General features: G+C 72.3%; 11 protein-coding genes and 1 pseudogene. 4 read left to right on the top strand and 8 right to left on the bottom strand.

What is annotated here, in order from left to right:
- Nucleotides 1-206, bottom strand: a pseudogene (locus Q0112_RS02560) (23S rRNA (pseudouridine(1915)-N(3))-methyltransferase RlmH); the annotation flags it as partial.
- 15 nt (nucleotides 207-221) lie between these two features.
- Nucleotides 222-671: a ribosome silencing factor gene (gene rsfS / locus Q0112_RS02555; protein WP_297970982.1), complete on the bottom strand. Its 450-nt coding sequence runs from the start codon at nucleotides 669-671 to the stop codon at nucleotides 222-224.
- A 527-nt stretch (nucleotides 672-1,198) separates the two neighbouring features.
- Here rsfS and Q0112_RS02550 point away from each other — a divergent pair.
- On the top strand, nucleotides 1,199-1,924 hold the full coding sequence (locus tag Q0112_RS02550; protein WP_324565465.1) for a DUF1194 domain-containing protein: 726 nt from the start codon (nucleotides 1,199-1,201) through the stop codon (nucleotides 1,922-1,924).
- A gap of 243 nt (nucleotides 1,925-2,167) precedes the next feature.
- On the opposite strand, the gene efeO (Q0112_RS02545) is transcribed toward Q0112_RS02550, so the two are convergent.
- From efeO (Q0112_RS02545) to efeU, 4 genes are read right to left on the bottom strand one after another with little or no spacing between them, the layout of a single operon-like run.
- The gene (gene efeO, locus Q0112_RS02545) at nucleotides 2,168-2,977 is read right to left on the bottom strand and encodes an iron uptake system protein EfeO (protein ID WP_297970980.1); all 810 of its coding nucleotides are present in this window, start codon (nucleotides 2,975-2,977) and stop codon (nucleotides 2,168-2,170) included.
- Nucleotides 2,978-3,006: 29 nt separating this feature from the next.
- On the bottom strand, nucleotides 3,007-4,320 hold the full coding sequence (gene efeB / locus Q0112_RS02540) for an iron uptake transporter deferrochelatase/peroxidase subunit (RefSeq protein WP_297970977.1): 1,314 nt from the start codon (nucleotides 4,318-4,320) through the stop codon (nucleotides 3,007-3,009).
- Nucleotides 4,321-4,322: 2 nt separating this feature from the next.
- Nucleotides 4,323-5,492, bottom strand: a complete 1,170-nt coding sequence (gene efeO / locus Q0112_RS02535; RefSeq protein WP_297970975.1) for an iron uptake system protein EfeO — start codon at nucleotides 5,490-5,492, stop codon at nucleotides 4,323-4,325.
- Between the two features lie 4 nt (nucleotides 5,493-5,496).
- Nucleotides 5,497-6,330 carry an iron uptake transporter permease EfeU gene (gene efeU / locus Q0112_RS02530; RefSeq protein WP_297970974.1) on the bottom strand — a complete coding sequence of 278 codons (834 nt, stop codon included), beginning with the start codon at nucleotides 6,328-6,330 and terminating at the stop codon, nucleotides 5,497-5,499.
- 199 nt (nucleotides 6,331-6,529) lie between these two features.
- Between efeU and Q0112_RS02525 the strand changes: the two genes are divergently transcribed.
- Nucleotides 6,530-7,006, top strand: a complete 477-nt coding sequence (locus Q0112_RS02525) for a cytochrome b/b6 domain-containing protein (RefSeq protein ID WP_297970972.1) — start codon at nucleotides 6,530-6,532, stop codon at nucleotides 7,004-7,006.
- Nucleotides 7,007-7,104: 98 nt separating this feature from the next.
- Here Q0112_RS02525 and Q0112_RS02520 read toward each other — a convergent pair whose 3' ends face one another.
- Nucleotides 7,105-8,010, bottom strand: coding sequence for a lytic transglycosylase domain-containing protein (locus tag Q0112_RS02520; RefSeq protein ID WP_297970970.1), 906 nt, complete (start codon nucleotides 8,008-8,010; stop codon nucleotides 7,105-7,107).
- A 93-nt stretch (nucleotides 8,011-8,103) separates the two neighbouring features.
- Nucleotides 8,104-8,874, bottom strand: a complete 771-nt coding sequence (gene ubiG / locus Q0112_RS02515; RefSeq protein ID WP_297970969.1) for a bifunctional 2-polyprenyl-6-hydroxyphenol methylase/3-demethylubiquinol 3-O-methyltransferase UbiG — start codon at nucleotides 8,872-8,874, stop codon at nucleotides 8,104-8,106.
- A gap of 50 nt (nucleotides 8,875-8,924) precedes the next feature.
- On the opposite strand from ubiG, the gene pip reads away from it, so the two are divergent.
- Nucleotides 8,925-9,899 carry a prolyl aminopeptidase gene (gene pip, locus Q0112_RS02510; protein WP_297970967.1) on the top strand — a complete coding sequence of 325 codons (975 nt, stop codon included), beginning with the start codon at nucleotides 8,925-8,927 and terminating at the stop codon, nucleotides 9,897-9,899.
- A gap of 181 nt (nucleotides 9,900-10,080) precedes the next feature.
- Nucleotides 10,081-10,716 (top strand): RraA family protein (locus Q0112_RS02505; RefSeq protein WP_297970965.1); only part of this gene is annotated, 636 nt, incomplete at its 3' end.

Genomic DNA, 10,716 nt, shown 5'->3' with positions numbered 1-10,716 from the left:
AGGGGGACGCCCTTCGGGAGGGCGGCGGCGATGAGGGCGGCCTCGGCGGCGGGGCCGCCGCCGCGGCGGTCCTCGACCTCCACCACCCGCGCCGGGCCGAGGCCGAGCGCGCGGCCGGTGCGGTCGAAGCGGGCGAGATAGTCGGCGACGAGCGCCGCCTCGGGGCCGGCCCTGAGCCGGCCGACGGCGACGATCGTCACCCGCATCGGCCGGCGCCCGGGTCAGGCGCTGTCGGCCACCCGCTGCGGGGCGCCCGGTCGCGCCGCCTGCGGCATCCACATCTTCTCGAGCTGGTAGAAGTCGCGCACCTCGGGGCGGAAGACGTGGACGATGACGTCGCCCGCGTCGATCAGCACCCAGTCGCCGAGGTCGCGGCCCTCGGTGCGGGCGATGATCCCCGCCTGCTGCTTCAGCCGGTCCATGAGCTTGTCGGCGATCGCCGCCACCTGGCGCGACGAGCGGCCGCTGGCGATCACCATGTGATCGGCCATCTCCGACTTGCCGGCGAGCGGGATCGAGACGATGTCCTCGGCCTTGTCGTCCTCGAGCGAGGCCAGGATCAGTGACAGCAACGCATCGCTGTCGGTTCCTCCCGCCAGGGCCGCCAGGGGGCCCGCGGGAGAGGCGGCCTGCGCCGCCGGGGCACTGTGAGTCAGGTCCGACTCCTCCATCTTGATGCGCCGATCCGCCCGGCGCCGGGCCCCTCGAATGTAGTGCAGGGGCGGCTCTCCCTCAAGCATGGCGAGATAAAGCCTTTATGACGGCGAACGGCCGCGCTAGGTGTCTCCTGGTGTGCGGGCATGGCGAAATCGGTAGACGCAGCGGACTTGGGTCAGACATCGGGTGCCCGCGGGGAAACCCGCGGGGGCAGAACCGCTCAAATTCGGGGAAACCTCACGGGTCGCGCCGGTGGCAATCCCGAGCCAAGCCGGCCCTTCGGGGCGGAAGGTGTAGAGACTAGACGGGCGGGGCCTAAAGCCGGCATGGCCAGGGCCAAGGGATAGTCCAGACCACGAACGCGCGGGTGACGCGCGGCGGCGGAAGCCGAAGTGGTACGAAAATCCGCTTCCTTCGGGAGTGCCAGTTCGAGCCTGGCTGCCCGCACCACTCCTTCCTCCTCCGGCGGGAGGCCCGCCGGGGATCGAACGGGCGGGCCGTGATGCTATCTTCCGCGGGGAGCGGGAGAGGAGGGCGCGCGGTGCTGAAGCGGCTGATGGTGGCGGCGATCCTGGCCGGGGTGCCGGCGGCGGCGCAGGCGCCGCGCGAGCCGGTGGACCTCGAGCTCCTGCTGCTCGCCGATGCGAGCGGCTCGATCGACCCGGTCGAGACCATGCTGCAGCGGCAGGGCTATGCCGAGGCGATGGTCGACCCCGAGGTGCTCTGGGCGATCGAGAACGGCGGCGCGCGGGGGCGGATCGCGGTCGCCTTCGTGGAATGGGCCGGCGCGCGGTCGCAGGACGTGGTGGTCGACTGGATGCTGGTCGAGGACGAGGCGAGCGCGCGGCAGTTCGGCGCCCGGCTGATGGCGGCGCCGCGACGGGCGACCGGCACCAACGCGATCGGCGCGGCGATCCTGCGCGGGCTGGCGCTGATCGAGGGCAACGGCTTCGAGGGCTGGCGCAAGGTGATCGACCTCTCGGGCGACAGCATCTGGAACCCGCGGCCGCCGACCATCGCCCAGGCGCGCGACATTGCGATCGGGCAGGGAGTGGTGGTGAACGGGCTCGCCATCCTCTGCGACGACTGCTCGGGCCGTCCGGGCGTCGGGAACCTCGAGGCGGACTTCACCGAGCAGCTGATCGGCGGCCCGGGCGCCTTCGTCGTCACCGCGAACGGGCGCGACGCCTTCGCAGCCGCGGTGCGGCGGAAGCTGATCCTGGAGATCTCCGGGCAGATGCCGGGGGTCCAGGCGACATCCGGTTGATCGCTTCGGCCTCTCTTGCGCGGCCCCACTCTCACCGCAGGGCCGCGGAAAAGCCATAAGACAAGGCAGGCGCAGGCCGTGCGGGGCGCACGGCCGGGGGCAACGGTGACGCTCGCGCCAAGAGCCATAGGCAAACGGATCACCCGGCAACTGTATCGGGCGGCGGTCTCGGCCCCGGACGGGTAGACGGTCCGGGGCCGCATCGGGCGTGCGCCGGGCTGCGGCGCAGGCCCGGGAGGCGGGTCAGTCGAGGCCGAGCTTGCCGCGGAGCGTCGAAAGGTCCTCGGCCAGCGTGTTGACGGCGCCGGCCAGGACCACGCGGTCCTCCTCGGTCAGATTGTCATAGGTGACGTAGCCGGCGCCGTCCCGGTACTTCTCCAGGATCTCGTCGACGGTCGCGAAGTTCTTGTCGACCGTGGCGAGGAACGCCTCGTCGTCCACCAGCGGCCGCACCAGCTCGACGATCTTGCGCGAGCCGTCGAAGTTGCCGCGGAAGTCCCAGAGGTCGGTGTGGCTGTAGCGGTCCTCCTCGCCGGAGATCTTGGTGGCGGCGACCTCCTCCATCAGCACGGCGGCGCCGCCGACCACGACCTCGGGCGGGAAGGTCAGGCCCTCGATGCGGCCCTGCAGGTCCGTCACGTCGGCGAGGAGCTTGTCGGCGACGGGGTCGAGGCCCTCGGTCGAGTTCTTCTCCCAGAGGCCGTATTCGATGCGGTGGAAGCCGGGGAACTCCGGGTCCTGCTCGGCCTTCTCGTAGTCGTCGGCGCGGCTGTCGATCGCCACGTCGAGGTCGGAGAAGAGCTCGGCGATCGGCTCGATCTCCTCGTAGTTGATCCGGGTCGGGGCGAAGAGCGCCTTGGCCCGCTCGACGTCGCCGGCCTTGACCGCCTCGACGAAGGCGGTGGTGTCGGCGACCAGCTGGTCGACCTGCTCGGCGACGAAGAGCTTGTACTCGCTGATCGGCCCGACGAGATCGAGGGTGGCCTCGCTCTGGGCATAGGCCTGCCCGCCGAAGGCGAGCGCGCCGAGGGCGGCGAGGGTGAGAAAGCGCATGCGGAACTCCTCTGTGGGCTTTGGCGCTCTCAGTCGGTGACCGGGCGGCCAGGGATCGACTGGCTGGAAGTCTGGCTCGTCGGGGAAAGGGCTGCGATCAGCGAGCTGCCGAGGAAGTCCTCGCCGGCCGCGAAGCCGGGGAGGACGAAGAAATATCCCCCGCCCACCGGCTTGATGTATTCCTCGAGCGGCTCGCGATCGAGGCGCCGCTGCACGGCGACGAAGGCCTTCTCGAGGTCGGACTGGAAGGCGATGAAGAGCAGGCCCTGGTCGAGCTGGCCGTTCTTCAGCACGCCGTTCACGTAGTTGAACGGCCGGCGCAGCATCAGGCTCTCCTCGCTCCCCGGCGTGCGCGGGTTGGCGAGGCGGATGTGGGAGTCGAGCGGGACCGCCTCGCCCTCCGGGTCGGCGGCATAGTCGGGCACCATCGCCTCGGTGCCCTCCGCCCGGTCGAGCGGCGCGCCGCTCATCTTGGTGCGGCCGAAGATCCGCTCCTGCTCGCCGAGGGGGGTGCGGTCCCAGCGCTCGACCAGGTTGCGGATGATCCTGACCGCCATGTAGGTCCCGTCGGCCGCCCAGTCGGGCTCCGCGTTGCCGGGGCCGATCCAGACCACGCGCTCCATCAGCGCGGCGTCCTCGCTGTCGGGATTGGCCGAGCCGTCGCGGAAGCCGAGCAGGTTGCGCGCGCTCTCGGGCGCGGCGTCGGGCCGGGCGGGGATCACCGGCACGTTGCCGGCCTGCGCCCATTTCAGCACCAGCTGGTCGGGGATGTTCTTCACGATGTCCCGAAGCGCGTGCACCGCGGTGTCCTGGGTGTTGGCGCAGAACTGGATGACGAGGTCGCCGTGGCAGATGTCGGCGTCGAGCGCGTCGTTGTGGAAGCGGGTCATCCGCGAGAGCACCCGCGGCCTGTGGGGCGCAAGCCAGGTCCTGTCCTCGAAGAGCGAGGCGCCGAGCCCGACGGTGACGGTCAGCGCGTCGGGCTGCACCACCGGGCCGAGGATGCCGCTGTCGGGGGGCGGCAGCTTCGGGTCGGTCTCGGGGAGCGGCCCGCCGTGGGTGAGGAGGACGATGCGCTCGGTCAGCCGGCGGAACAGCCGCTCGAGCGCCGAGGGGTCGGAGGCGAGCACGTGGAAGGCGGCGACCATCCCGTTCGCCGGCCTGGGCGTGGTGATGCCGGCCTGGTGGCGGCCGTAGGGGGAGACGAGATCGGCCGCGCTGGTGGTGTCGGCGACCGGGGCGTCGGTGACGTTGTGCTGGCCGGTGGCGGCGAAGGCCGGCGTGGCGGCGAGGGCGGCGGCACCGGCGAGCAGGCGGCGGCGGGTGGTGAGGAGAGCTGGCATGGCTATTCGAGCCCTATCGCGGGGTTGTAGGCGGCGGCGGCGGCGGCGACGGCGGCGAAGGCTTCGGACAGGCGCTGGCGGCCGGCCTCGTCCACCTGGTCATAGGCGGGCATGGCGCCCTCGACCTTGAAGCCGTCGAGGGTGGCGCGGGCGGCATCGAGGGCCTGGACGAGCGCCTCGGAGGCGGCGGGGTCGGCCTCCCTGACCAGCGGGTCGACGAGGAGCGCCGACTTCGAGATGCCGTCGAGGTCGGCGGAGAATTCGGCGAGGTCGAGATGGCTGTAGGGGGCCTGCGAGCCGGTCGCCTGGTCGGCGACGCGGGAGGCGAGGTCGGCGGCGTTGCCGGCGAGGTCGGCCGGTGCGACGTCGAGGGTCTTCAGCCGGTCCTTGAGCGCCGCGGCGTCGGCGGCGAGCTTCTCGGCGACGGGCGCGAGGCCCTCGGTCGAATTCTGCCCCCAGAGGCCGTACTCGATGCGGTGGAAGCCGGTGAAGGCCGGATCCTCCTCGCGCTCGGCGAGATAGTCGGCGAGCGGGTCCATGCTGTTGGCGAGATCGCCGATCCGGGCGGAGACCGGCGCCATCTGCCGCCAGGGCTGGCGGGCCGCCGCCCAGGCCGCGCGCGCCCCCTCGAGGTCGCCGGCGGCGATCTTCTCGGAGAGGGTGGCGGTGGCGGCGACGAGCTCGGAGGCGCGGCGGCTGAGGTAGACGCGGTACTCGGAGAGCGGGCCGATGAAGTAGCGGAGCTCGGGGGCGGCCTTCGCCGCCTCGGACTCGGCGGTCGCGAGGACGGTGAGCTTGCCGCGCGGGTTGGAGAGGAGGCCGCAGGTGATGTCGTAGACGCCGGGCTTCAGCCGCTCGGCGAGCGTCGAGTTGAGGCCGGGGGCGATGTTCTCGCGCTCGGCCACCACCATGACGCCGTCGAGGATCTCCCATTCCAGCGGCCGGTCGGAGGCGTTGTGGATGCGGAAGGTGGTCCTGCCGGCCGGCACGGTGAGCTCGGCCGGCTCGCAGACGGTGTCGGTCACCGTCACCGCGATCTCGCCCTCGACGACCTCGGGGGGGTTGGTGCGGGCGGCGAACCAGAAGGCGCCGAGGCCGGCGGCGGCGAGGAGGCCGGCGCCGGCGAGGGCGAGGGCGGTGGTGCGGCGCGAGAGCGGCTTGGGTGTCGCCACGGGTTCAGACCTCCTGCCGGGCGGGCTCCGCCGCCGGGCGCTGCGGGCGGAGGAAGAAGAAGAGCGAGACGCCGAGGACGATCGCCCAGACCAGCACCTCGCCGAGCACCGGCGTCTCGTGGTAGCCGAAGAGCGCGCTCAGCACCGTGCCGAGGATGGAGCTGACCGGCAGCGTGCGGCTGAGGTCCCAGACCGGCTGCTGCAGGTGGTTCCAGATGCCGGCCTCGTGCAGGCTGCGCAGCACGCTGGCGGCGAGCCCGGCGGCGACGAAGATGATGAAGATCCCGGTCCAGAGGAAGAAGCGCCGGAGGTCGAGCCGGACCCCGCCGCGGTAGATGCCGTAGCCGAGCACGACCGCCGCCGCGATGCCGAGCAGCGCACCGATCGGCGCCGCCGGCCCCGGGCTCTGCTGGAAGATGGCGAGGAGGAAGAAGACCGACTCGAGCCCCTCGCGGGCGACGGCGAAGAAGCTCATGCCGATGAGGGCCCAGGTCGGCCCGTGTGCGTCGGCGAGCGCGACGTCGATGTCGTGCTCGACGGTCTTCTTGATCGAGCGCGCCGCCTTGCGCATCCAGAAGACCATCGAGATGAGGATGATGACGGCGAGCGCGCCGATGATCGCCTCGAAGAGCTCCTGGAGCTTCTGCGGGAACTGCGAGCCGACGGCGAGCACCGCCGCGCCGACGAAGAGCGAGAGGGCGACGGCGAGGAGGACGCCGATCCAGACGGTGGGGAGCCAGGCCTGCCTGCCGGTGCGCGCGAGGTAGCCGGCGATGATCCCGACGATCAGCGCGGCCTCGAGGCCCTCGCGGAGCATGATGAGAAATGCAGGCAGCATTTCCGGCCGACCCCTCCCCGGTCGGTAGTTGACCGAACCGCTCGGGAATTGCCTACTCTGCGGCGGCCCGGCGCGCAAGGCTCCGAGTCGTGAGCGGCCGGCGGAGGCCGCGACGGAACGACGCGCCGGCTGCGTTCAGGGAGCATGCGGCCGGATCCTCCCCTCCCCCGGCCTGCCATGCCCGGAAAGGAGCCCGTCCATGTCCGCCGCCAGCTATTCCCGCGCCCAGAAGGCCCTGCACTGGGCGATCGCCCTCCTCGTCGGCCTGCAGTATCTCGCCTTCGACGAGATCGGGCGGGCGTTCGGCATGGGGATGCGGAGCGGAGAGTTCACCGTGACCGGCGGGGTCCGCGCCCATGTCGTCACCGGCATCGCCATCCTCGTGCTGATGCTCTGGCGCATCGGCCTGCGGCTGACCCGCGGCGCCCCGCCGCCGCCGGCCGACGAGCCGCCGCTGGCGCAGCGGGCAGCGGTGGCGGTCCACTGGGCCTTCTACGGCCTGCTCGTCGCGCTGCCGGTGTCGGGACTTCTCGCCTGGTTCCTGCCGTCGGGGCCTCTCGGCGGGCTGCACGACCTCGGGCGGATGCTGCTGATGTGGCTCGTGCTGCTCCACGTCGGCGCCGTCCTCGTCCACCAGATCTGGTGGCGGACCGGGCTTATCCGGCGCATGACCTGACTGGGCGTCGTGCGTGCAAGACGCGGGGAAAACTGTTCCCGTTCAGTGGCTTGCCGGCGGCGTTAACCCGACGTTCACCGAGGCGGGCGCCGGGGCGGTCAGTTCCGCAGCACCATGCAGTCGCCGCCGCTGCGCTTCAGCCGCGCGCAGAGGGCGTCGGCATCGGCGCGGCTGTCGCGGCCGACCTGCGCCATGTAGAGCCGCGCCGGCATGCCGGGACGGCGGGCGCGGGTGTAGCTGACCGGCTCGCCGCGCAGCACCTCGGCATGGCGGTTCTGCAGCCGGCCGACCTGCCGCTCGGCCGCCTCGCGGTCGCGGTTCGAGGCGACGATGACCGCCCAGGGCTTGAGCGGCGGGCCGGCGGGGAACTCGCGCAGCCGGCGCTTGCCGGCCTGGGCGACGCAGGCGGCCTGGAAGCCCGCCTCGCCCGGCAGCGCGAGGTCGACCTTCTCCGGCGGGGCGTCGCGCCAGGCGTCGGCGGAATAGCCGGTGATCGCCTGGACGTAGGCGCGCGTCTCGGAGGGCAGCACGGCCTTCGCCTCGACGAAGGCGGCCGCCCGCGCCTCGCCGCCGTTGTAGGCGACGGCGGCGAGCCCGATGTTGCCGAAGTCGCGCGCGAGATCGGCGAGATAGAGCGCCGAGGCGGCGAGCGCCTCGGCCGGGTTGAACGGATCGGCGAGCCCGCGGAGCTTGGCCGTGTCCGGCATGAACTGGGCGATGCCCTGGGCACCGGCCGGGCTGACGGCGGCGGCGTCGAAGAGGCTCTCCTTCCAGATCAGCCGGGCGAAGAAGCCCGGGTCGAGGCGGTTACGCTGCGCGGCGGCCTCTATGACATGGCAGACGTCGGCGACGTAGCTCGCCGCGCGGATGCAGACGCCGTCGGCGGTGCAGTGGCCGGCGTCCGGCCCGGGCCGCGGCGGCGGCGCAAGCGCGGCGAGCTCGATCTCTCCGGCCGGCTCGGCCTGCGCCGCGGGCGCGAGACCAACGAGCCCCGCGACCAGCATGGCGAGAATGCGCCTTCCCCCTGTCATGGGGCGCGAGACTAGCGGCAGGACCGCCGCCTCTCCAGAGGCTTGCTTAAGGACTCCTTAACCCGGTTAACCGCTGTCGCCCGGCCGCACCGCCGCGGCGACATAGTTGACCGAGAGGTCGCGGTCGGAGATCCGCCAGCTCCAGTCGAGCGGGTCGAAGACGAAGCCCTTGCGGTCGACCGGCTCGAGGCCGGCGCCGCGGAAGAGCGCCAGCAGCTCGTCCGGGGTGACGAACTTGCGCCAGTCGTGCGTGCCTTTCGGCAGCCAGCGCAGCACGTGCTCGGCGCCGACGATCGCCATCAGCCAGCTCTTCGGGTTGCGGTTGATCGTCGAGCAGACGAGGAGCCCGCCCGGCACCAGCAGCTCGCGGCAGGCAGCGAGGAAGGCCGGCGGGTCGGCGACATGCTCGATCACCTCCATGGCGAGCACCACGTCGAACCGCTCGCCGCCCGCCGCCAGCGCCTCGGCCGTGCCGTGGCGATAGTCGATCGCGAGCTCCGACTGCGCGGCATGCACCTCGGCGACCGGGATGTTGCGCGCCGCCGCGTCCACCCCCACCACCTCGGCGCCGAGTCGCGCCATCGGCTCGGCGAGGAGCCCGCCGCCGCAGCCGACGTCGAGGAGCCGGAGGCCGGCGAAGGGCTGCGCTACCTTGGGGTCGCGGGCGAACTCGGCGGCGATCTGCTCGACGACATAGCCGAGCCGGCAGGGGTTCATCATGTGGAGCGGGCGGAACTTGCCGTCCGGGTCCCACCATTCGGCGGCCATCGCCTCGAACTTGGCCACCTCGGCGGGGTCGACGGTGCCCCCGCTCCCGGCGTTCTGCGTTGCACTCATCCGGCCAACCTGCGATGGTTCCTGAGCTTGTCGGGATACATCGTGCCTCCATGAAGGAAAACCCGAGCCACAGCGGCGCCGGCGCCCGAAGCGGACTTTACCCCCCGCTCGAGCCGTTCCGCCAGCAGGTGATGGAGATGCCCGGGGGGCACCGGGTCTACGTCGAACAGTGCGGCCGGCCGGACGGCGCGCCAGTCGTGGTGCTGCACGGCGGCCCGGGCGGCGGCTGCTCGCCCGGGATGCGCCGCTTCTTCGATCCGGGCCACTACCGGGCGATCCTCTTCGACCAGCGCGGCTGCGGCCGCTCGAGCCCCAATGCCTGCGTCGAGAACAACACCACCTGGGATCTCGTCGCCGACATCGAGCGCATCCGCGAGGAGCTGAAGGTCGACCGCTGGGTGGTCTTCGGCGGCTCCTGGGGCGCCTGCCTCGCGCTGGTCTACGCCCAGACCCACCCCGAGCGGGTGCGCGCGCTGGTGCTGCGCGGGGTCTTCACCATGACGAAGGCCGAGCTCGACTGGTTCTACGGCGGCGGGGCCGGCGGCTTCTGGCCCGAGCCGTGGACGAGCTTCGCCCAGATGATCCCGGAGGCGGAGCGGCACGACCTGATCGGGGCCTACCACCGGCGGCTCTTCGGGGCGGACCAGGCGGAGCAGATCCGCTTCGCCCGCGCCTGGGCCGGCTGGGAGAGCGCGCTCGCCGTGCTCGATCCCGGCGAGGCGCGCGGCCAGCCGTCGAGCGCCTACTCGCTCGCCTTCGCCCGGCTGGAGAACCATTATTTCATCAACGGCGGCTTTCTCGACGGCGACGGCCACATCCTGCGCAACATGGCCCGCATCGGCCGCATCCCCGGCCACATCGTGCAGGGCCGCTACGACATGATCTGCCCGCCGCACACCGCGCACGCGCTGCACCAGGCCTGGCCCGGCTCGACGCTGCGCATGGTGACGAATGCCGGCCACGCCCTTTCAGAACCCGGCATCAGCGCCGAGCTGGTGGCGATCATGGACGCCCTGCGCGGCTGACGCGAGGCTGGCGCGGGCGTCGTTCGCCGTCCTGCCGGCTCCACGATGCCCCCGAGGGGCCACCGTGCGCGCTGGTGGGTCCCGGGCGGCAAGGGGCTGGACGACGATGGCGGCGTGGTGCTCTACCTCCCCGGCATGCCGGGGTCGCGGTCGTCGCCGAACCGGCGCTGAGGAGGCGCCCATGACCATCGAGAAGCATCCGAGCGCCCCCTCCGTCGCCCCGGGGCTGCTGGAGCGGCTGCGCGGCCTGCGCGTCGCCCTCATCAGCGACCAGCTCCACCGCAGCCGCGGCTTCGCCAGCCTGCGCCCCTACCACAAGCCGGCGCCGCTCGCCGGCACGGCGGTGACCGTGCGTACGCGTGCTGGCGACAACCTCGCGATCCTGCGCGCCTTCGAGCTCTGCCGCCCCGGCGACGTGATGGTGGTCGATGCCGACGGCGACTGCGCCAACGCGCTCGTCGGCGGGATCCTGACCTTCCATGCCGCCTCGATCGGCATGGCCGGCATGGTGCTGAACGGCGCGATCCGCGACGTCGCCGAGATCGGCGAGCGGACCTTTCCGGTCTACGCCGCCGGCCACACCCACCGCGGCCCGTACAAGGACGGGCCGGGCGCGATCAACGTGCCGGTCACGCTCGGCGGCATGACGGTCCGCCCCGGCGACATCGTCGTCGGCGACCAGGACGGCCTGCTCGCCTTCTCGCCCGACGAGGCCGAGGAGCTGATCGCCCGGGCCGCCGCCCAGCGCGAGAAGGAGGAGCTGACCATCGCCGCGATGAAGGAAGGACGCTGGGACCGCTCCTTCATCGACGTGCTG

Origin of the sequence: uncultured Amaricoccus sp., assembly GCF_937858865.1 — a bacterium.
Classification (GTDB): domain Bacteria; phylum Pseudomonadota; class Alphaproteobacteria; order Rhodobacterales; family Rhodobacteraceae; genus Amaricoccus.
The sequence above is the reverse complement of the archived record's forward strand: the minus strand, read 5'-3'. Positions and strand labels throughout refer to the sequence as shown.

Bases quoted from the DNA above. Each gene is read 5' to 3' on its own strand.
- rsfS (WP_297970982.1), bottom strand. From the start codon at position 671: ATGGAGGAGTCGGACCTGACTCACAGTGCCCCGGCGGCGCAGGCCGCC.
- efeO (WP_297970980.1), bottom strand. From the start codon at position 2,977: ATGCGCTTTCTCACCCTCGCCGCCCTCGGCGCGCTCGCCTTCGGCGGG.
- efeB (WP_297970977.1), bottom strand. From the start codon at position 4,320: ATGCCAGCTCTCCTCACCACCCGCCGCCGCCTGCTCGCCGGTGCCGCC.
- efeU (WP_297970974.1), bottom strand. From the start codon at position 6,330: ATGCTGCCTGCATTTCTCATCATGCTCCGCGAGGGCCTCGAGGCCGCG.
- Q0112_RS02525 (WP_297970972.1), top strand. From the start codon at position 6,530: ATGTCCGCCGCCAGCTATTCCCGCGCCCAGAAGGCCCTGCACTGGGCG.
- Q0112_RS02520 (WP_297970970.1), bottom strand. From the start codon at position 8,010: ATGCTGGTCGCGGGGCTCGTTGGTCTCGCGCCCGCGGCGCAGGCCGAG.
- ubiG (WP_297970969.1), bottom strand. From the start codon at position 8,874: ATGAGTGCAACGCAGAACGCCGGGAGCGGGGGCACCGTCGACCCCGCC.
- pip (WP_297970967.1), top strand. From the start codon at position 8,925: ATGAAGGAAAACCCGAGCCACAGCGGCGCCGGCGCCCGAAGCGGACTT.